Source organism: Enterococcus sp. DIV1937 (assembly GCF_050535975.1).
In the GTDB taxonomy this organism is placed as follows: Bacteria; Bacillota; Bacilli; order Lactobacillales; family Enterococcaceae; genus Enterococcus; species Enterococcus faecalis.
The window spans coordinates 2287631-2305800 of record NZ_CP172909.1; the positions used below are offsets into that span (position 1 = coordinate 2287631).

The 18170-nt window shown below is 37.0% G+C and carries 19 protein-coding genes; 5 read left to right on the forward strand and 14 right to left on the reverse strand.

What is annotated here, in order from left to right; genetic code table 11:
- Nucleotides 1-56: 56 nt before the first annotated feature.
- The 3 genes from IGL13_RS11030 to IGL13_RS11040 all read left to right on the forward strand — a co-directional run bounded on the left by IGL13_RS11030 (nt 57) and on the right by IGL13_RS11040 (nt 2437).
- Nucleotides 57-791, forward strand: coding sequence for a DUF4950 domain-containing protein (locus IGL13_RS11030; RefSeq protein WP_263122118.1), 735 nt, complete (start codon nt 57-59; stop codon nt 789-791).
- Between the two features lie 12 nt (nt 792-803).
- A complete protein-coding gene (locus IGL13_RS11035) occupies nt 804-1133 on the forward strand; it encodes a hypothetical protein (RefSeq protein WP_010708948.1) in 330 nt (109 codons plus the stop codon).
- A 122-nt stretch (nt 1134-1255) separates the two neighbouring features.
- The gene (locus IGL13_RS11040) at nt 1256-2437 is read left to right on the forward strand and encodes a tyrosine-type recombinase/integrase (RefSeq protein ID WP_104859423.1); all 1182 of its coding nucleotides are present in this window, start codon (nt 1256-1258) and stop codon (nt 2435-2437) included.
- A gap of 102 nt (nt 2438-2539) precedes the next feature.
- Here IGL13_RS11040 and rpmG read toward each other — a convergent pair whose 3' ends face one another.
- The 6 genes from rpmG to IGL13_RS11070 form a co-directional block, all read right to left on the reverse strand.
- Nucleotides 2540-2689 (reverse strand): 50S ribosomal protein L33, encoded by a 150-nt coding sequence (gene rpmG / locus IGL13_RS11045; protein WP_002356321.1) that lies wholly within the window; start codon nt 2687-2689, stop codon nt 2540-2542.
- A 125-nt stretch (nt 2690-2814) separates the two neighbouring features.
- Nucleotides 2815-4950, reverse strand: a complete 2136-nt coding sequence (locus tag IGL13_RS11050; protein ID WP_002359399.1) for a peptidoglycan D,D-transpeptidase FtsI family protein — start codon at nt 4948-4950, stop codon at nt 2815-2817.
- Nucleotides 4951-5114: 164 nt separating this feature from the next.
- Nucleotides 5115-7052, reverse strand: coding sequence for a threonine--tRNA ligase (gene thrS, locus IGL13_RS11055; protein WP_002378659.1), 1938 nt, complete (start codon nt 7050-7052; stop codon nt 5115-5117).
- A gap of 396 nt (nt 7053-7448) precedes the next feature.
- The gene (locus IGL13_RS11060; RefSeq protein ID WP_002356318.1) at nt 7449-7628 is read right to left on the reverse strand and encodes a 2-hydroxymuconate tautomerase; all 180 of its coding nucleotides are present in this window, start codon (nt 7626-7628) and stop codon (nt 7449-7451) included.
- A gap of 165 nt (nt 7629-7793) precedes the next feature.
- Nucleotides 7794-9239: a L,D-transpeptidase family protein gene (locus IGL13_RS11065; RefSeq protein ID WP_016627256.1), complete on the reverse strand. Its 1446-nt coding sequence runs from the start codon at nt 9237-9239 to the stop codon at nt 7794-7796.
- 146 nt (nt 9240-9385) lie between these two features.
- Nucleotides 9386-10249 (reverse strand): aminoglycoside 6-adenylyltransferase, encoded by an 864-nt coding sequence (locus IGL13_RS11070; protein WP_002365143.1) that lies wholly within the window; start codon nt 10247-10249, stop codon nt 9386-9388.
- 121 nt (nt 10250-10370) lie between these two features.
- Between IGL13_RS11070 and IGL13_RS11075 the strand changes: the two genes are divergently transcribed.
- Nucleotides 10371-10952, forward strand: a complete 582-nt coding sequence (locus IGL13_RS11075) for a YdcF family protein (protein ID WP_002359392.1) — start codon at nt 10371-10373, stop codon at nt 10950-10952.
- A 157-nt stretch (nt 10953-11109) separates the two neighbouring features.
- Nucleotides 11110-12054 (forward strand): endo-beta-N-acetylglucosaminidase, encoded by a 945-nt coding sequence (locus tag IGL13_RS11080; RefSeq protein WP_002382461.1) that lies wholly within the window; start codon nt 11110-11112, stop codon nt 12052-12054.
- Nucleotides 12055-12334: 280 nt separating this feature from the next.
- Here IGL13_RS11080 and IGL13_RS11085 read toward each other — a convergent pair whose 3' ends face one another.
- The 8 genes from IGL13_RS11085 to yhbY all read right to left on the reverse strand — a co-directional run bounded on the left by IGL13_RS11085 (nt 12335) and on the right by yhbY (nt 18157).
- On the reverse strand, nt 12335-13165 hold the full coding sequence (locus tag IGL13_RS11085; protein ID WP_002362359.1) for a DUF6287 domain-containing protein: 831 nt from the start codon (nt 13163-13165) through the stop codon (nt 12335-12337).
- A 234-nt stretch (nt 13166-13399) separates the two neighbouring features.
- Nucleotides 13400-14119 (reverse strand): YebC/PmpR family DNA-binding transcriptional regulator, encoded by a 720-nt coding sequence (locus IGL13_RS11090; protein WP_002356305.1) that lies wholly within the window; start codon nt 14117-14119, stop codon nt 13400-13402.
- 86 nt (nt 14120-14205) lie between these two features.
- On the reverse strand, nt 14206-15393 hold the full coding sequence (locus IGL13_RS11095; RefSeq protein ID WP_002376446.1) for a nucleotidyltransferase: 1188 nt from the start codon (nt 15391-15393) through the stop codon (nt 14206-14208).
- An 80-nt stretch (nt 15394-15473) separates the two neighbouring features.
- Nucleotides 15474-16214: a class I SAM-dependent DNA methyltransferase gene (locus IGL13_RS11100; protein WP_002401664.1), complete on the reverse strand. Its 741-nt coding sequence runs from the start codon at nt 16212-16214 to the stop codon at nt 15474-15476.
- Nucleotide 16215: 1 nt separating this feature from the next.
- A complete protein-coding gene (gene rsfS / locus IGL13_RS11105; protein WP_033602070.1) occupies nt 16216-16554 on the reverse strand; it encodes a ribosome silencing factor in 339 nt (112 codons plus the stop codon).
- Nucleotides 16555-16600: 46 nt separating this feature from the next.
- On the reverse strand, nt 16601-17191 hold the full coding sequence (gene yqeK / locus IGL13_RS11110; protein ID WP_002356300.1) for a bis(5'-nucleosyl)-tetraphosphatase (symmetrical) YqeK: 591 nt from the start codon (nt 17189-17191) through the stop codon (nt 16601-16603).
- Nucleotides 17169-17828 carry a nicotinate-nucleotide adenylyltransferase gene (locus IGL13_RS11115; protein WP_002365150.1) on the reverse strand — a complete coding sequence of 220 codons (660 nt, stop codon included), beginning with the start codon at nt 17826-17828 and terminating at the stop codon, nt 17169-17171. The genes yqeK and IGL13_RS11115 overlap by 23 nt, the downstream gene beginning before the upstream one ends.
- Nucleotides 17829-17845: 17 nt before the next feature.
- Nucleotides 17846-18157 (reverse strand): ribosome assembly RNA-binding protein YhbY, encoded by a 312-nt coding sequence (yhbY, locus tag IGL13_RS11120; protein ID WP_002356298.1) that lies wholly within the window; start codon nt 18155-18157, stop codon nt 17846-17848.
- Nucleotides 18158-18170 lie beyond the last annotated feature (13 nt).

Below are 18170 nucleotides of genomic sequence, written 5' to 3' on the forward strand. Positions count from 1 at the left end.
TCGTTTCGAGATTTACTCATAAAAACATTATATCAGAAGTGAGGAAGGTTTTAAAAATGAAAAAAATTGTTTTTCTAGGTTTATCATTATTATTGCTATCTGCTTGTTCGAATAACACAAAAAAAGAAACAAATGTTAATAGTTCATCTACAAACATCTCATCAAGCGTTAAAGAATCATCAAGTGACACAAAAGAAAAAAGTCAAAGTTCTACGTCAACAGCATCCAGTGTTGTAGGTTCATCCACTATTGAAGAACGAACAGTTCAAGCAAGCCTAAATGATTTTGTCGGAGGTTGGGGTATCCCTCAAAGTGATAATTTATTTTTTATAAATGCTGACGGAACTTTCTCTAGCACTACTCAATCAAATGTTCCGCTCCAAAATTTAAATTTTTCTGTTGATGCAAATGGTAATCAAACAATGTCATATGTTTTGAATAACACTCCAGGAACATTAGTGAAAAATGCAGATGGTACTTTGGCTGCTGGCGGACAGGTCTATAGTTATCTTGGCAATATTACGATGGAACAATTAATAGAAAGAAACAATCAAGGTCAACAAAATACTGTCCAACAGGAAGTGCAAGAGTCAGAAAATATTATACAACCTTCTACTCCCGAAATTAGTCAACAATCTCCCGAGCCAGTCACGGAAGTTTATGACCAAGTTAGAGATGGCGAAGGCGGCCGTCAAGTAGCTGAAAGAAACGGAATAACACTTGAAAAATTACAAGAACTAAATCCAGGTATCAGTGGATATATGCCCGGACAATCATTACGAGTTAAATAGAGGAGATTTTTTATGAAAAAGATTAAATATTTTATTTCAATGTTGCTATTAATTGTTACTTTTGCTGCTTGTGGAACTAAAGAAGTAAAGCCTGATTATACAACTAATGAAGCCGAAACAGCGCTAAATAAGGGAGAGGATTTAACAGGAAAAACTGTTCAATTCACAGTTGATAAATATGTACCTGATGGATCATTAGGATATACGATTCAAACTGGAGAACACTTAAATTTTATTTCTTCTGAAAATCCAAATGTAAAAACAGGTGATACAGTTATTGCAGAAATAAAAAAAGTTGAGAACCTTATGGGGTCTTGGATTATTACTTTCGATAAAAAATAAATTACCCTTCTCTGGCGAGTTCTATCGTGTTCGATTCACGATAGGGGCTTTAAAATCAAATAAGGAGGTGCTAGAAATTTGTCATTCCCTCTGTTCGCTTGCCCAAGTGGAAAGGATAAAAAATGGCAACTTTTAAACAATACACAAAAAAAGGACAAAAATACTGGAAAGTAACTGCCTATTTAGGCGTAGATTATTTAACTGGTAAACAAATTAATGTCACTATCAGAAACTGTAATACAAAAAAAGAAGCACAGCTCAAGCTTAATCAAAAAAAATTAGATTTTGATAATGGAAATCTAGCTAACGAGCATACTCGTTTAACCACTTTTGAAGAAGTTTATTATATGTGGTTGGACGAATACAAAAAAACAGTTAGGGAATCCACATTCATAGCTACTGAGCGACGTATGAAAAAACACATTTTACCCACATTCGGGAAAATGAGACTTGAGCGTTTAACAGTAAAGATCGTGCAAAAATCTGTTAATGAATGGTATAAAAAGAATGAAATGGGAAAAGTACTTTTGAGTTACGCTTCTCGTGTTTGTGACTATGCTGTTGGTTTAGAAATAATAGACTCAAACCCATTTAAGAAAATAACTAAGCCTAGTTCGCTAAAGAAAGTAGAAAAGAATACAAAAAGAAAGTTCTATACAAAAGACGAACTGGAACATTTCTTAAATACAGCTGATAGCATTGCCAATCAAGCCAAAGAAGAAAGTTTAGTTCTAAAATACTATGCTGACTTAGACTGTGCTATTTTTCGCTTACTTTCTTTTACTGGTATACGTGTTGGTGAAGCTTTAGCATTGAATTGGAATGATATTGATATTAAAAAGCAGGTAGTTAATATAAATAAAACTACTGCTATCAGTACAAATGGATTGACTATAAACGATCCTAAAACTCCCAATTCTATTCGTAAGATTTCTTTTGATAACAAGACTGCTTATATCTTAAAAAAATGGAAACTTAGACAGTGTGAGGCTTTAATGAAAAAAGGTGGGTTTAAAACACAACTTATTTTCACAAAAATTGATGGTACCATGTTCCGAAGTCAAGACATTTACCAACGTTCCAAAAGATTGGCAGAAAAAGCTAACTTACATTCTATTGGTTGTCATGGTTTTCGGCATACCCACGCAACATTATTATTCGAATCAGATAATGTTAGGTCTAAAATAATCCAAGAACGTTTAGGACATTCTTCTTTACAAATAACTATGGATACTTACACTCATGTTTCTGATGAAGTTACTAAAGAAGCAACAGATGCTTTCAGTAGCTATGTAAATTTTTAAAATAGCAAAACTACATCAATAACTAAATCAGTAAATTACTAACAACAAAAAAATAGCCTAGAATCCTTGTTGGATAAGGATTCTAGGTTCTATCTAACTAAATTATTTAGTTTCACGGTGTAAAGTAACTTTTCTTTCACGTGGGCAATATTTTTGTTTTTCTAAACGATCAGGATTGTTACGTTTATTTTTATTTGTTAAGTAGTTACGTTCTTTACAAGAAGTACACTCTAAAGTGATGTTTACGCGCATGTTTTCCCCTCCTACTAATAATTGATCTTTCCAAGAGATTTCTTAGACTTGAATATCATACCATTTTTTTTGTCATTTGACTACCCTTTTGGGCAAATTTGTAAAGTAGTTCTACTTTACAAATTTTATTTTTTGTACATTTCCATATACGCTTCTAAAACTTCTTTGGCAATCGTTTGATTTGGTTTGGAAGATTCATCATTTAAGTGTGGTAAAACAACGCTAATTGCAATTTCAGGATTTTCGTACGGCGCATAAGCCACCAAGTTACTATTAACCGTTGTATGGTTTACTCCATTAGCATCTGTTGCTTGCGTTTCGGCGGTCCCTGTTTTAGCAGCAATCGAAAACTTGTCTGATTTTAAACCACGTGCAGTTGTAAAAGGACTAGTTCCATTTACTACATTATAGAAACCTTGTTGAAGAATTCCTATCTGGTCTTCAGAAATATTCACCTTATTCAAAACTTTTGGTTCAATTTCTTTTAAAATTTTTCCTAAAGCTCCATTTTCATCATTGCCATAGATTCCTTCTACCACATGGGGTTGCACGCGGATACCATTATTTGCGACAGTGGAAACGTACTGTGCTAATTGTAACGCGCTATAGGTATCATATTGCCCAAAAGATAGGTCAAGAAGATTACCACCTTGTGGCGCAGAAGACGAATCCTTAAAGTCCTTGTTTTGAATTCCTGTTGTTTCTCCTGGTATATCAATTCCAGTTTTCGTTCCCATACCATATTCTGCAAAAGCTTTTCTTAATTCTTTAAAGACAGTGTCATCTCCTACTTCATAAGGGAAAATCATATTGGGATAATAATTCACACCCATCATTTTAAAGACTAATTTCATCATATAAGCATTCGAAGAATATTCTAACGCTTGCTCCGCAGTTAATTGCATGGTTGTTCCGCCAGAAGCATTCCACCAAGAAGCTTTTGGATTACTACCTGCTAGTAAAATAGCTTCATCTGTTAAAACGTCATTGCCTTTAATGACGCCTGTTTCATAACCAGCTGTTAAAGTACCTGCTTTCACAACTGATCCAGGAACTTCAGAATTCAAAATAGGTGCTAAAGGATTAGGTGTGACTTCTCCAGTTGCTAAATCATGATGAAATCCGGACATCGCTAAAATAGCACCTGTTTGAGGGTTCATAGCAACGACATATGCATTTTCTGAGTATGGTCCAATGGTTTTGACTATTTGTGAATAGTTTCGTTGTAAAATTTCATCAACTTTGTTTTGGAAATTTGAATCAATCGTTAATTTTAAGTTGGAGCCTTTTTCCCCTTTGGAAATTGGGGTTTGTGAAACAATCTTTCCGTTATTGTCTAAAACGACTTCTGATTTTGCTTTTTTACCTTGTAGTACGTCTTCATATTGTTTTTCTAAATAGCTAGTCCCGACACGGTCATTTCGTGCATAGCCTTTTTTCAAATATTCATCGACTTCTTCGGCTGGCAATCCTTGTTTTTCAGTTGAAACGGTGCCCAACAGGCTACGTAATGCGCCACTTTGAGAATAATCACGCGTCCAATCAGTCCCTGTTGAAACACCAGATATTTCCGCTGTGTGTTCACCAATTGTCGCAATTTCACCTTCTGTTACCCCTTCATTCTTGATGAAGACCGTGTTCATTTGTGACGCTGCATTCATTCGTTTAAAAATCGTTACTGCTTGTAAGGTTCGGTCATCAAACGCAATTTCTTCAGGGGTGACTTTTTCAACTGCTTTGGCATATAATGTGCCTTCGTCCGTAATTTTGTTGCCTTTTTCATCTTCTTTATCTTGATCGGTTAAACGGGCTTGGGCTGCTTTTAAATTTTCAGGATTCGCTAACCAATAATCTTTTTTGTCACGATCCGTTAAGTTTGGATCAACTGGAACGTTAATAAGTTCGTTAACTTTATTCGCAATCGGTAAAATATCTTTTCCTTCAATATTTTTTCCTCGTGTGTATGTGATTGCTAAATTAGCTTTGTTAGAAACCAAGACTTTTCCTTGTGAATCATAAATTTGTCCTCGAGGGGATGGTGTCGTGATTTGTAGTGAAGAATTGGCAGTGATTTTTTTGTTAAACTCTTCTCCTTCTACAATCTGTAAATACCCTAAACGGACAATTAATGAAACAAATAAAGTGAATATCACAAAAAATAATAAGTTCAATCGAAAAGGAATATGTGGCTTTCTACCTCGTTGACTCTTTGCTGCGGCATCTGTTTTTTTTATTTTATCTATAAATGAGTTTTTCTTCATACCTCTAGTCCCTTCACTAAAAAGTTTCGCATTCTCATTGTAACAAAAAATAGTCAAAAAATCAGGATTATTCCCAGCTCTAAGGAAATATTTAATTATTTTGTTGTTGAAAAAAGTCAAAAGGACTTCTGAATTCAGAAGTCCTTTTGACTTTTTCTCTTTTTTTAACGGCTGTAATTGCGAACTTCAGCAGCCATGCTGTCAATGAAAATTGATAAATCTTCGACAGACGTTTCTTTGCTTCCATAACGACGGACGTTCACCGTTGCATCTTCCATTTCTTTGTCCCCGACCACTAATTGATAAGGTACTTTTTGTGTTTGAGAGGCCCGAATTTTGTAGCCCATTTTTTCGTTACGATCATCGACTTCAACACGTAAGCCTTGTGCTTGTAAACGTTCTTTGATTTCATAAGCATACTCAGAATGCGCTTCTACAGAAACTGGGATAATAGTTGCTTGAATTGGTGCTAACCAAGTAGGGAAAGCGCCTTTGTAAACTTCTGTTAAGTAAGCCACAAATCGTTCCATTGTTGAGACAATACCACGGTGGATAACAACTGGGCGATGTGTATTTTCACCATCTTCGCCAACATAAGTTAAGTCAAAACGTTCTGGTAATAAGAAGTCTAATTGGATGGTTGATAATGTTTCTTCCATTCCTAAAGCTGTTTTTACTTGAACATCTAACTTCGGACCGTAAAAGGCAGCTTCGCCTTCTGCTTCAAAGTAATCTAATTCTAATTCATCCATGGCAGCTTTTAACATCGCTTGCGCTTTTTCCCACATCGCATCATCATCAAAATATTTGTCTGTATTATTTGGATCACGATAGCTTAAGCGGAAACGATAATCCGTAATGTTAAAGTCAGCATAGACTGCCACCATTAACTCCAAAGTACGTTTAAATTCGTCTTTAATTTGGTCAGGACGAACAAAAGTATGGCCATCGTTTAAAGTCATTTCACGAACACGTTGTAACCCTGATAATGCGCCAGATTTTTCATAGCGGTGCATCATCCCTAATTCAGCGATTCGAATTGGCAATTCGCGGTAACTATGAATGTCATTTTTATAAACCATCATATGGTGTGGACAGTTCATTGGACGTAATACTAGCATTTCGCCATCGCCCATATCCATTGGTGGGAACATATCTTCATGGTAATGATCCCAGTGACCAGATGTTTTGTATAATTCCACATCTGCCATAATTGGTGTATACACATGTTGGTAACCTAAGCTAATTTCTTTGTCCACAATATAACGTTCAATTGTACGACGAATGGTTGCGCCTTTTGGTAACCAGAAAGGTAACCCTGAACCAACTTCTTGTGAAACCATAAATAAATCTAATTCTTTTCCTAATTTACGGTGGTCACGTTCTTTGGCTTCCTCGCGCATTTTGATAAACTCTTTTAAATCTTTTTTATCGAAAAAGGCAGTGCCGTAAATCCGTTGCATCATATGATTGTCAGAGTTTCCGCGCCAATAAGCACCAGCTACTGAAAGTAATTTAAAGACTTGAATCCGTCCTGTTGAAGGGACGTGAACACCACGACATAAATCAACAAAATCGCCTTGATCATAGACAGTGATGATTTCATCTTCTGGCAAATCTGTAATTAATTCAACTTTGTAAGGATCATCAGCAAATAATTCTAACGCTTCTGCACGTGAGATTTCTTTACGAACGATTGGGTTATTTTCCTTCACAATTTTCATCATTTCGGCTTCAATTGCAGGTAAATCTTCCGCTGTCACAGGGGATTCCCCATTATCTGTATCATAGTAGAACCCAGAATCAATCGCAGGACCTACGCCAAATTTAATGTTAGGGAAAAGACGGCGTAAGGCATTAGCCATTAAATGAGCTGCCGAGTGACGTAAAATTCCTAAAGCATCTTCATGATCAGGTGTCACGATTTCAAGCGAACCATCTTCTACAATAGGACGATCTAAATCGATTAAAACACCATTGAATTTACCAGCTAAAGCTTTTTTGGCTAAACTGTTGCTAATACTTTTAGCAACATCAAATGTTGTAATTCCAGAATCAAACGGTTTAACAGCGCCATCTGGAAAAGTAATGTGAATAGACATAATAAAATTCTCTCCTTTTAATTTTTTTGATTTGAAGCGTTTCATTGTGTTCCTGTTTTTCACAATGAAACGAAACAGCCACCTGTTCCCCTTGTTAAAAAACAAAAAGTCCTAGTATTCTAACGAATACTAGGACGAAAATATCGTGGTTCCACCTAATTTTGAACACAAATAATCTGTGTTCCTCTAGCGTGTTAACGGTGCGACCGCCTTTGTTTCAACAAAGGTTTCGAAAGTGGTCATCCCTTGTGCCAATCTGGAAAATTTTCAGCCAAGATTTTCCTCTCTAATAGATCGCGGGCAAGTTCAGTTGTCTTTCTCATCAATCATTTATGCACTTATTTAACCACTTATTTTCAGAAAAAGCAAGTGATTCAACAGAAATTCTCTGAAAACTTATTTTTTCCATTCGCCGCCTTGTGCATAGCGGTCTTTTTTCAATTCATTGACAATCACATGGATATTCTCTTTTGGTGCACCAGCGTTTTTTGACACAGCTTCTGTAATATCTTTGACCATATTAGTTAACTGTTCTTCTGTGCGGCCTTCAATTAATTCTACATGTACAAATGGCATCTTCGTTCCCCCAATTTAAATTGCTTGTTCTGTTTGTATCATAGAGCGGGTTATGACGCTTGTCAATAAAAAATTGGAGACGTCAGTCGTTACGGTTGACGTCTCCAATTTTTACTTTTCAGATACACAGCTGGACCAAAGTACGGTCTTGCCTAATATCTCTTTTTATACTTCTTCGCCGTAATCTACAGGTTTATCAAATTCACCTGGTGCATCATCATAGATATGTCCATAAATAATTACCGGCATTCCGTCATAGGATACATCAAAGATTTTCGAAACTTCCGTTCCTGGCGTATTGATACAGCCATTACTACCAGCATCGGTTTTAAAGGCTTCTTTATCGCCATACTTATCCAATTTATGGTCGGAGTCATGAATCCCAATTTGTGTGACAACGCCCCCTTGACTTAATAACGGCATCCAATATTTTACTGGCACACTGTATCGAGAACCATCGAGCATTTGACCTTCTAAATTCACATCGGTTGTCCGATATAAAATTGTATGGAATCCTGGTACTGTTGCGGTTCCTTTGTTATATCTGCCAGTAATGACATCTGTGGTGACTATTTTTTTGCCATCAATGAAACAATACATTTTTTGATCTTTTAAATCAATTTCAATGTAATTATTGGCAATTTTACTATTTTCTTTGGTATCGCCAATCAACGGAGCAGTGATTGCATTCGTTGGTTCTTGGCTATTCAGCGCGTTTACTAGTAGTTCTTGCGTTTTGGCCCCATCAATCGACCAGCCATAACTTCCGTTGTTTTTAAAACGACGTGTCGTGCCGTGAACATCTGTAAATAAAACTGGTTGATTAGCAGAACCATATGTTGTTTCTAATTGTGTCACCCAAGTAGTTAGTTTTTCTTTGTTGATTGTGCCATCATCATTCAGCACGTTTTGAATTTGTGTTTTATCAAAGGCTACTTTTTCACCATTAATATCAACTGTAATTGTTTTATTTAACTTGTTATTGAGCGTTGTCAATGTTGCCTTTAACGTTTGATCCTCTTTTGTAATTTCAGGGGCTTTATAAAAATCTTTGGCATTGTATTGATAGTTGCCTTTTCCCGCTTCAACATCCGCAATAATTTGCTGGTTTAAGCGCTGTGTGTCCACTACTGTGCCTTGTTCTTCGGGAACAATTTCAAAAGTGCCATTGCCTCGACGGATACTCGCATTTTTGCTTGGTTTCCCCTCTGGAAAACTTAAAGTCGCTAATTTAGCTTCTAGTTCTTTTTTGAATGCCTCGTTTAACGGTAGCTTCACCTTGCTACTGTGTAAATGGTCTTTTAAAAATTTTTGATCCAATTGGTATTTTTTAGGAAGTTGAATTTTTTCTTCTTTTGTCCCCGTTTGAACCACAACTTCTTCGGTTTGATTAACTTGCGCTAATTTTTCTTCTGCAGCATTTACATTTAACCAGCCTACAGAAACTCCATTTACTTTTGTGGTTGGTAAAAAGTGACTTTGAAAATAAACATAGCTGCCCCCAGCAACCAGAGCTAGTCCAACCAAAGAAGTAATAATTACTTTCTTTTTATTATTTTTTCCTGATTTTTGACGACGTGTATTACGCATTTGCATTTCTTCTTTTTTCATTTGTTCATCCTTTATATCAATAATTTTAGGTTTATTTCTTAGAATCTAGGCAACAAACAACTGCGGTGATCTACAATCAAAAAAGGTTCCCTTTCTCTCGCAGATTAATTTTTTCAATTATACACTATTTTTATGTTGTTTTCAGCTTATTTTCCTTGTAAATCCTTTAATCTTAAAGAATTTGTATACTCTGTGACTTTTTTTGCTTCTTGTAAATGATACGTAAACTGGGCCATTTTAGCAAAATCCTGAGCGACGACGTCAAAAAAGGCTTGTGTCTTTATTAAGCTGTTCCAACAAGCTTCTTTACTAGAAAAATCCAGCAACGATGCTAATTGATCCATCGTGTCAGGAGTGACATAATTTTTCAGATACTTAAATTGTTTCCCAACAGAAATTGGCTCCGGTTCCTGCCAAGCCGCTTGCCAAGAAAGCAAGCGCAACAGTTCCTGCTGACAATATTCATAGAGATGTGTGACAGCGTAAAATAGTTCATTCCGACAAAGCCCCTTAACTACATACGTACTAACCCACCAAAATTCATTGCAACAATCGTTAAACTGCTGCTGATTCGGAACTGTTACTGTATAATTTTTATCAGATGCTACAGGTAAAGGCGGCAAACTTTCATCTTTGTCTAACAAGATAATTGCTAAAGAATCTCCTTCATGCCAATTGTCTTTTTCTGCGAGAGGACACAATGTTAAATCGATACGTTGGCCATCTTCAAATAACATTAAAAATGTTTCCCGCGTCTTCGGTTCTGTGGGAAATAAGGTCATTTCCTTGGGACGTTGCATAATTAATGGTTGTCCAAATTTTGCTATCCACGTTGCTGTTTCAAAAAACTCAGCACATGGTTCTACAATATAAACAATGTCGAAATCTTGAAAACTATCTTTTGGCGCTTTCACATTCGTGCGAGACCCCACCATTCCCACAGCTCGAATGTGTTCTTCTTGTTTTGCTACATCCATAATAAGTTGAAACATTTCTTCTTCTGTACGCATGCATTCGCTCCCTCTCTTCAAAAGTTTCTATTAAAACATAGATTTTTTTATAAGTCTTTTGTTTTCTATCGCTTTTTCTATGGTACTTCGTATACACTAACATTACAAGGAGGGATGTTTCATGCATTGGTTAAAAATAACAAGTTTATCCATTGTCAGTTTTGGCTTTTGTATTCTTTTGATTTTAGGTCTACTTATTTTTACTGGCAAAAATACGCAACCCACCGATAAACCAGATGCTATTTTAATTTTAGGGGCCCGTGTTTTAGGGACGTCTAAAGAAACCGCACTGCCCAGCCGTGTTTTGCAAGCTCGGTTAGATGTGGCTATCCCCTATATTAAACAACACCCCGAGACACCCGTTATTGTTAGCGGAGGGCAAGGAGCAGATGAGCCGGCTACGGAAGCCGCGGTTATGAAACAATACTTGCTAAATAAAGGTGTTCCAGAAAAACAGATTCTCTTAGAAAATCGTGCCACACGCACCAAAGAAAATATTGTCAATTCACAAAAACTCCTTTCTTTTAAACGGTTAGTGATTGTTACTAGTGACTTTCACATGTACCGCTCGCAACTTTTAGCCAAGCGAGCAGGCATCTCAAATGTTTCAGGCATCACTGCGGCTTCTTCTTTTCCAAAAGATATCAAAAATTTTGGTCGAGAGCTGCTTTCTTTAGGCTATGCCTTACTCTTTGATTGGTAAAAGAGCGTCCTTCGCAAGACCATTTTGCGAAGGACGCTTTTATATTCTGTGGATTTGCTCACTTTTGTTCTCTTCTTCTTGTGTTTAAATTATAAAAATGATAACATATCTTTGTTAGCGCTTACAAATAATATTTATTTTATAGGAGGAGAAAGTTATGGGGCATCAATTGAGCACTCATTTTTTTAACAAGAAAACAGGGATTATTTCAACTTTTTTAAGTTTGATACTTTTAGTCGGTGGGTTACTGTTTGCACTACCTGCATTTGAAGTACAAGCAGCATCAACTGTTACACCTAAAACAGTCATGTATGTAGAAGTAAACAACCACGATTTTAACAATGTGGGAAAATATACTTTAGCTGGAACCAATCAACCTGCTTTTGATATGGGGATTATTTTTGCAGCCAATATTAATTATGACACGGTCAATAAAAAACCTTACTTATATCTAAATGAACGGGTCCAACAAACTTTAAACGAAGCTGAAACACAAATTCGTCCAGTTCAAGCACGCGGCACTAAAGTCCTATTGTCTATTTTAGGCAACCATGAAGGCGCTGGCTTTGCTAACTTCCCAACTTACGAAAGTGCGGATGCCTTTGCAGCTCAATTAGAACAAGTCGTTAATACGTATCATTTAGATGGTATTGATTTTGATGATGAGTATGCTGAATACGGAAAAAATGGGACGCCTCAACCAAATAATTCTTCGTTCATTTGGTTACTTCAAGCCTTAAGAAATCGCTTAGGCAATGATAAATTAATTACTTTTTATAATATTGGACCAGCGGCTGCGAACTCTTCAGCTAATCCTCAAATGAGTTCTTTAATTGATTATGCTTGGAACCCTTATTATAGTACCTGGAATCCACCACAAATTGCAGGTATGCCTGCTTCTCGTTTAGGTGCTTCTGCCGTTGAAGTTGGTGTCAATCAAAATCTAGCTGCGCAATATGCCAAACGTACAAAAGCGGAGCAATATGGTATTTATCTAATGTATAACCTCCCAGGAAAAGATTCATCTGCGTATATCTCGGCGGCGACACAAGAACTTTATGGTCGAAAAACGAACTATTCACCAACTGTTCCAACACCTTAATTATTATCTCGTGTCTACAAGCGCCAACATGTAAAGAGTTAAAAGCCAGCTTACTACAAGCTGGCTTTTTGGTATCTTGAGCGAATCGTTTTGAACATAAAAAAGACCCGCCCTTTGGGTAAGGACGGGAAAGGAGTTAAAAATGAAAAAGTGTTTTGTGTTGTTAAGGTTGTTTGTTGATATGCTTATATCTTACAAACTAAATGTGAAGATTTTGTGATCATTTCATTCTTATTTTGCTACTTTTATAGGAATTAAATAGATTGCCACGAGACTATCTTTAGTTGCCTCGTGCATCCGTTATTCTGACTGCTCCTTGTGGTGATACTCTGTAAAAACCGACAGTCCCTGTCCCTCCATTTGCAACCATCTGTTTCGATTGGGCTCTAAAAAAGAAGTCATTTCCATTCATACCCAAAAATCCAAGGTTTGTATCATTATTTTCTGCATCAGTCAGTGTCTTTCTAATATATGTCTCTGCTTTTTCTTGTGTATCGATGATTTTTGCCTCTTCATTTTGGTCTTGATTTTCCTCTTCAGAAGAACGATAGTAATACTCTTCCGCAGGATAATTTCCACTATCTTGAGTAATTAACAATCGCGGTTTCGTCTTATCCGATTGGTCGCCGTTAGGATTTTCAACACCAATTCTATATAATAATAGCGCAGCACCAGTAGGCCCCCACCTAATACTTAAGCTTGTAATTGGTCGCGACTCATCAGTAGGTGAATCCTTCGTAATCATTCCTCCGGTATTTGTACTACCATCAGGATGAATGATCAAACTCTCTCCTTTACCATTTTTCCATGTTCCAACTAAAGTAGTAAAATCGCCAGCATTAATCGCTGTAGTATCTAAATCAGCTACAGTTAGCTGACTGTTGTCTTCATCAGCTGTGGACTCTTCATTTTTCACTGATTCGTTAGACTCGACACTGTGGCTCGCTTGTTCGTTTGTCTTATCAATTGTTTCACTCATTTTTTCATTCGTCTCTTCAACTTTAGAGGATGCCTCCGTTGAAGCGGTTACTTTCTTTTCTTTTGGTTCCCGACAAGCAGTTAATGATAAAACCGCTAGCCCGACAAAAAACGCGAACATTCCCTTTTTCACGCCTATTCACCCCGTTCAATGATCTATCTTACTAGACTATTGTACTATTAATTCAACTGTTTAGACAAATATTTATGGAACAGACAAAAGTTGAACCTGTCATTGAATGCTTTGTGTCACATGGACCTATCAATCAACTTTCTTTTTTCTATGTATTATATGAAAAAAAGTGAGCCATCAGTCAAAATGACCGATGGCTCACTTTCTAAATCTTAAAACAAACGAACAAATGGATTATTCAGGTAAATCTACATTATGATGAACTTTTTGAACATCTTCTAAATCTTCTAAAACGTCTAACATTTTTTCAAAGTTCGCTAAATCGTCGCCTTCTAATGTTACTTCGTTTTGTGGAACCATTTCTAACTCAGTAACCGTGAATTCTTCAATGCCTTTTTCTTTTAACGCTTCTTGTGCATGGTGGAAATCTTCTGGTTCTGTGTAAACGATAATTTGACCGTCTTCTTCAACAACATCGCGAACATCAATGTCTTTTTCCATTAAGTATTCTAAAATTTCATCCGCATCGTCACCAGCAAAGCCAATGATACCTGTATTATCAAACATGTAGGAAACAGCACCGCTGACACCCATGTTTCCGCCGTTTTTACCAAATGCGGCCCGTACATCTGCTGCTGTTCGGTTCACGTTGTTTGTTAAAGCATCAACAATGACCATTGAACCATTTGGCCCAAATCCTTCATAGCGTAATTCAGAATATTGTTCATCTGCTGAACCTTTTGCTTTTTCAATAGCGCGATCAATAATATGTTTTGGTACATTGTATGTTTTGGCGCGTTCGATTACAAACCGTAATTTTTGGTTTGCATGAGGATCAGGGTCTCCTGACTTCGCTGCTACGTAAATTTCAATCCCGAATTTTGCATAAACACGGCTATTGTTTGCGTCTTTGGCAGCTTTTTTCTCTTTAATATTTGCCCATTTACGGCCCATATTCTCACTTCGCTTTCTCTGATTTGTTGTTAGTATCTTATCCCTTGTTTATTATACTGGGGAAACTGATTTTTGTTAAGTATTTTTTAGGTATCTGGCGAAAATCGTAAGGGAAACCGACCAAAATTTTGTTCTTTTAAAGAAGAATCTCCCATCTGATATAGTTGATTGGCGCGAATATCTAACGAAAGCATTGCGCGGTTTTCTTTAGATACTTTGGAAATTACCGGCAATTGAATTTGTGCTTTGGTTTCTTTTAGATAAGCTTGTCCCTTTGGCGTAAATCCTAGCACATGGAGATAGCTGTCTTGCCAAACAGTTTCAACTTCTTCTTTGGTCATATTTAACAATATATAGGTTGCTAATCGTTGCAATCTTGTCCAAGTATAACGCTTCGTCTTCATACGTTCCATTAATTCGTGAAAAGAACCTGCTGCTTGGATTTGATCTTTTAGTCGATATTCAAGTCCTTCCGTCATTTGGTAAATGGCTTGTAACTCTTCTAACGAGGATTGAACAATTTTATACTTTAGGAAGGGCCAGTAGTTTTCCCATGAAATCATTGCCTGTGTTTGTAAATGTTGTGCGGTTATAGAAGGAACCGTTGGCAGTACTTGCGTTATTTCTTGTTGAAAAACACTTTGCCTAATCGCCGTGGCGCTAGCAACTTTCCCAGAAATCGTTGCATCATGAAAGCCCGCTTGTTTTCTAGCAATTGGGTAGAGCGTCATCGGGGTTGGATACGTGGCATTTTCCTTTGCATAACTCATCCCCAAAATATGATTAGGCGAAGAAAAATCAAACCTGCTTTCAGGATATACTTGACGAAAAACAGCAGTCATTTTTTGTGGATAACTCAATTGTTTGTCTGTCAATGCGTGGAACGTTTGATCAATTAAGGATTGATTTTCTTGGACAAACTGGCCGAAAGCCGCATAATCAATTGCGCTTGTACTATCTGTTCCAAAACATAAGCTCTCACATTGCAACGCCTGCAATAACTTTATACCGCCTTTGGCAAAGTAATCCGCAGACTGTACCGACCAAGCTGTCGGCAATTCAATGACTAAATCCACACCATTTTGCAAAGCTTCTTCTGCTCTGGCCCACTTATCTAGTAAGGCTGGTTCTCCTCTTTGTAAAAAATTTCCACTCATTATAGCAATCACTACTTCAGCTCCGCTTTGTTGGCGAGCTTGTTGGGCATGATAGCGATGTCCATTATGAAAGGGATTATATTCCACGATAATGCCACAGGCTTTCACTCTAGCCACCTCCGTTATAAAAAAATGGACTTATCAGCAAAGAGACAAACGTTTTTAAGCGCTGTCCCAAGCTCATAAGCCAAATCTTATTAATCTCTTTGACAAACAAAGAACCAGCGTTCACTTGTTTCAGTTGGTGCTTCATCTGTAAAGTCTGCATAAACTTTGACGTTCATGAAACCAGCACTTTCTAACATTCGTAAATAGTTATCTAACGAATAGGTTCGTTCTTGATGCAATTCATCATACCGAACAAAGTACTCATCTGTTTCCTGTTCTTTCACAAAAAATGTTAAGAAATGTTCGATGCTGTGTTCTTTTTCACCAGCGTAACTATCCCATAGAAAAGCAAACTCTTCTGTTTGATAATGATAGCTATATTCTGGAAAAACTGAATCAATTTTGTAAGTAGAATGAACATCAAAAATGAACGTTCCTTCCTCTTCTAACGCTTGATAAACTTCATCGAACACTTGTTGTACTTCTTGGCGATTAGCCATGTAGCACAGTGAATCAGAAAAACAAGTGATGGCTTGGTATTGTCCCACTTCAGATAAATCTAGCATATTTCCCTGAACAAATTGAACTGGCACTTCTTCTTCAAAAGCTCGTTCACTAGCAATCATCAACATTTCTTCTGATAAGTCTAAGGCTGTCACATCGTAACCACTTTTTGCAAAATCAACTGCTAAAGCGCCTGTACCACAAGCCATTTCAAGAATTTGTTGGGTTCCTTGTGGGAGATGACGATTGGAAAAATCCAACCATTTTTGGTATAGGCTTTCGTCCATCACTTCGTCATAGACGAAAGCAAACGTTTCGTAGGCCATTTTAGTCGACCCAAGCGCTTAGATCAACCATTGGGGCATCTGACCATAATTTTTCTAAGTTGTAAAAGGCACGTTCTGAAGATTGGAATACATGGACAATAACATCGCCTAAATCGATTAAAATCCATTTTCCGCCTTCTTTACCTTCCACACGCTTGACTTCTACTTGATTTTTGGCTTCTTGTTCGTTAATTTCATCAACAATCGCATTGATTTGACGTTCACTATTGGCTTGGCAAATTAAAAAATAATCTGCTAATAATGAAATATCTCTTACGTCTAATGCGACAATTTCTTCTGCTCGTTTTGAATCTGCTGCTTTGACAGCAATTTCTAAAATTTTCTGGCTATCTATGATAGTTCCCTCCTAGTAATTCTTTCTTCTTTTATTTTTGATTAACGACCCATTGATTGTAGGTCTCTAACGTTTTTGGATAAATTTTATGTTCTTGTTCAATCAAATGTAACAAGGTATGTTTCGTTTCATAAGCAACCGCTGCATCTAAGTCAACAAGGGCAATTTCACGGGCTTCTTTCACACCTGGAAAATCACGTCCTGGTTCAATGTAATCTGCGACATAAATAATTTTATCTAGCAAGCTCATCTTAGCAGCCCCAGTTGTATGCACACGAATTGCCTGCAAGATTTCTTCGTCATCAATGGCTAATTCCCGTTGAACAATATCCGCCCCAACTAAGCCATGCCAAATTTCATTGCCATAGTTTAATAAAGCCAAATCAAAACCATCTCGGCGAATAATCAACTCGAATTCATCGTTTGGACGTTCTTTGGCGTAATCATGCGTCAAAGCAGCAATACTGGCTTTCGCTTCATCGGCACCATATTTCGCTGCCAAGGCCACAGCTGTTTCCTCGACTCCTAACACATGGCGAAAACGACGTTCACTCATTTGCATTTGAACTTTTTGCATTAATAATTCACGTTGTGCAGCATCATAATTTGTTATCCAGCTCATCTTGATACAGTCCCTTCTCTTGAATATAGTTTATCACATTCTCTGGAAGAAGATAGCGTGTTGAGCAACCACTTTTGACTTTTTGTCTAATCAAAGTGGAACTAATCGCCATCTGCGGAACATCGACCCAAATAATTGGATAGGTAGATTCCGTTGGATAATTAGGACGCCGAATGCCGACAAATTGAACTAAATGGAGTAAGTCATCAATCCGATGCCATTTGGGCAAGTATTCCACCATATCTCCACCAATTATAAAATAATAATCAGTATCTGGATTGGCTTCTTTTAAGGCTTTCATTGTATCATACGTGTAACTTTTGCCTTTGCGAATTAATTCAATTGGCTCAATATCTAAGCAGGGATTATCAGCCACCGCTAGTTCTAACATTGCTAACCGATGTTCGCTGCTAATTGTTTTCTTTTCGTCTACATGTGGTGGTAAGTACGTAGGCATTAAGTAAACTTTGTCCAAACCTAGTTGATTTTGAACTTGATCGGCCATGACAAGATGTGCTAAATGAACGGGATTAAAATTACCACCTAACAAACCGACTTGCTTTCTTGTTTGAAAACGTAACGGTTCCTCTTGCAAGAGAACGTCCGCTCCTTGACGCGCTTGTCTTTTTTCTCCCATTGTTCATCCCTCCAATATTAAATCTCTTTGACTGCTGCTGAAATTTTTTGATATTTTTCTTTACTTGATGGCTTGAATAAGACCAACACGCGACCAATAATTTGTACCACATCGCAATGAATGGCTGCTGTTAGTTCTTCTGCAACCTCTTCTGCTACTTCATCTGTATTTTGTAATAACGTAATTTTAATCAATTCACGTTTTTCCAACGCTTCATCAATTTGTGTAATCATTGCGTCATTCAAACCACCTTTGCCTACTTGAAAAATAGGTTGTAAATGGTGTGCCTGACTACGTAAATAACGTTTTTGTTTTCCTCTAAGTTTCAAATTGTTTGCCTTC